General features: G+C 63.5%; 3 protein-coding genes. 1 reads left to right on the top strand and 2 read right to left on the bottom strand.

What is annotated here, in order from left to right; translation table 11 throughout:
• A partial coding sequence (locus VFW93_RS01680) for an MOFRL family protein (protein WP_329692261.1) occupies positions 1-440 on the top strand: 440 nt, incomplete at its 5' end.
• 30 nt (positions 441-470) lie between these two features.
• Here the strand turns inward: VFW93_RS01680 and VFW93_RS01675 are convergent.
• A complete protein-coding gene (locus VFW93_RS01675) occupies positions 471-1184 on the bottom strand; it encodes an START domain-containing protein (protein WP_329692260.1) in 714 nt (237 codons plus the stop codon).
• Between the two features lie 114 nt (positions 1185-1298).
• Positions 1299-2273 (bottom strand): hypothetical protein (locus VFW93_RS01670; RefSeq protein ID WP_329692259.1); only part of this gene is annotated, 975 nt, incomplete at its 5' end.

Below are 2273 nucleotides of genomic sequence, written 5' to 3'. Positions count from 1 at the left end.
TGGAAGGGGAGGCGCGTGACGTGGGCAAGTTGCATGCGGCCCTGGCCATGCAGGTGGCGCGTCATCAACAGCCCTTTCAAGGGCCTTGCGTGCTGCTCTCAGGCGGAGAGACTACTGTTACGCTGGATGAGCAGGCCGTGGCGCAGGGCAGCGGCGGCCGTTGTTCGGAGCTCCTGCTCGGTGCGGCGCTGGCGCTGCAAGGTGCATCAGGCATCTGGATGCTGGCGGCCGATACCGATGGCATTGACGGCATGAGTGAGGCTGCGGGTGCACTGATCGGGCCGGATACGCTGCAGCGCGCGCAAGCCATGGGGCTCGATGCCCGCACCATGCTGCAAGCGCATGATTCGGGGTGCTTCTTTGCGGCCCTGGGTGATCAGATCCTGACGGGGCCGACCTTCACCAATGTGAATGACTTCCGGGCCGTGTTGATCGCCTGAAGGGCGCGGCGGATGTTGATGGCCGCAGGATCAGGACTCGGGAAACACCAGCCGCTTGCCCAGATCACGCAGGGGTGGGCTGCGTGCGTACAGCTGCTCCGGATCGGTGTAATGGGCGCGCATCACATAGGCGCGCATCTTCTCCATGGACTGGCGCGGCACGGTGGTCACCACCATATTGGCCAGCGACATGGGGATCATGCCGCCCGGGTCGCCGTGGCCTTCCAACTCGATCGCGGTGCGGGTGGGCGACAAGGGGCGCAAGGTCCAGGACGAGGTCATGCGTGGCATGCGCACGTGGCCAGCCTGAGGCGGCAGGATGCCATCGCGGCTTTGCACGTCCACATGGATGACATGGGTGTCCGGATCCTGCCTGACCGCGACATGCGCCACCACATCGCGGGCGCTCACCGGCCAGATGCCGTTGATGGACATGTAGATGAAGGTCTCGCCGGGCTTGGGGCCTGCAATGAAGCGCGCCTCGCGCAGCAGGAAGAACCACTCGTGCATGGTGTTCACATCGGCCAGCGTGGCCACGACCTGCTTCATGGGGGCATCGATCTGCATCATGCCCTTGAAGTCCTTGTAGGTGTTGCCCGGCAGCTTGCGCGTGTAGATGGCAATGCCCTGATCGTCACCTGCCAGTGTCCACACGGATTGGTCTGCCTTTGCAAACAGGGGCAAGATCAGCGCGATGCTCAGCAAGGCGTGTTTCAGGCAGGCAAGGATGGTGGCACGGCTCATGCCTTCATTAACGCCCGACACGGCCCTCCCGGTTGAGCGTGTTTTCCCCAGTCTCTCGCCAGCCCGGGCGTGACTTAGTGCCGCCCGGGGCTCTCCGTGCACGCGACCCGGGTGTCACCCACGCGATCGCATCTTGCGGAAAAGCGGCAGCACGAGCAGGCCGCCGATGGCCATCGCCCAGGTTTCAGGTTCGGGCACGCTGGGTTTGATCACGTCGGCGGTCACGAAGATGCCGTCCTCGGGTTGTGAGGGGAACATGCCCACCGTGCTGACCTCGAACGATGAGCCAGACCAGTGCACGCGGTGCACGGTGTGATACGTCTCCGACGTGACGATGGCATCGCCCAGATAGGGCGTGAAATCGGATGCCGATGCCTTGATCACGTTTTGCGCGTAATTCGCAGCGTAGAAACCTTCGACCGGGTTGCCGCTGCTGCCCAGGTTCAGCGGCACGAAGCTGACCATTTCGGCGCCATAGATGCCGGTCACCGCGCTGGTGATGCTGCCGCCAGGGGTGATGGCACGCAGGGTCCCTGAGCCTTCGGACGCCACGAACAGCGTGCCCTTGGCAAAGTTGCCGAACTGCTGAGGCGCAAAGCTGAGGCCTTCAGCGTCTTCACCCACATTGGCCAGCAAGGTGGCGCTGCCTGTGTTGCTGACCGTGTAGATGTTGCCCGCATTGGTCGCCACAATGAGTTGGTTGCCGTAGAGCCCGTAAGGGTCAAAGGCCAGGCTGCGCACGCCGCCTGTCAGGCCGGTGACGAAGTCCCCCTGCGTGCTGCCATCGTGCGAGACACGCACCACGCGCCCCGCCGCCTCAGAGCCCGCAAAGACATCACGCGGGCCATAGCCGCCAATGCCCAGGGAACTCGTGACGTAGATTTCGCCTGAAAAGCCGGAGATGGCCGAGCCGAACTTGGCCACATTGCCACCGGAGAGGTCGGTCGAGTACAACTGACTGTTGTTGCTGCCGTAGTAGACCGAGCCCACGAACTTGTCGCCCGCGTACGCAAAACCGATCGTCGCATTGTTGCCCAGCGTGTTTTGCAGATCCGTGCTGCTGACGAAGGGGTCGAAGGTGATGGCGGC

The organism is Aquabacterium sp. (assembly GCF_036279675.1).
Classification (GTDB): Bacteria; Pseudomonadota; Gammaproteobacteria; order Burkholderiales; family Burkholderiaceae_C; genus Aquabacterium.
The sequence above is the reverse complement of the archived record's forward strand: the minus strand, read 5'-3'. Positions and strand labels throughout refer to the sequence as shown.

Coding starts and splice junctions, on each gene's coding strand:
- VFW93_RS01675 (WP_329692260.1), bottom strand. CDS start 1,184: ATGAGCCGTGCCACCATCCTTGCCTGCCTGAAACACGCCTTGCTGAGC.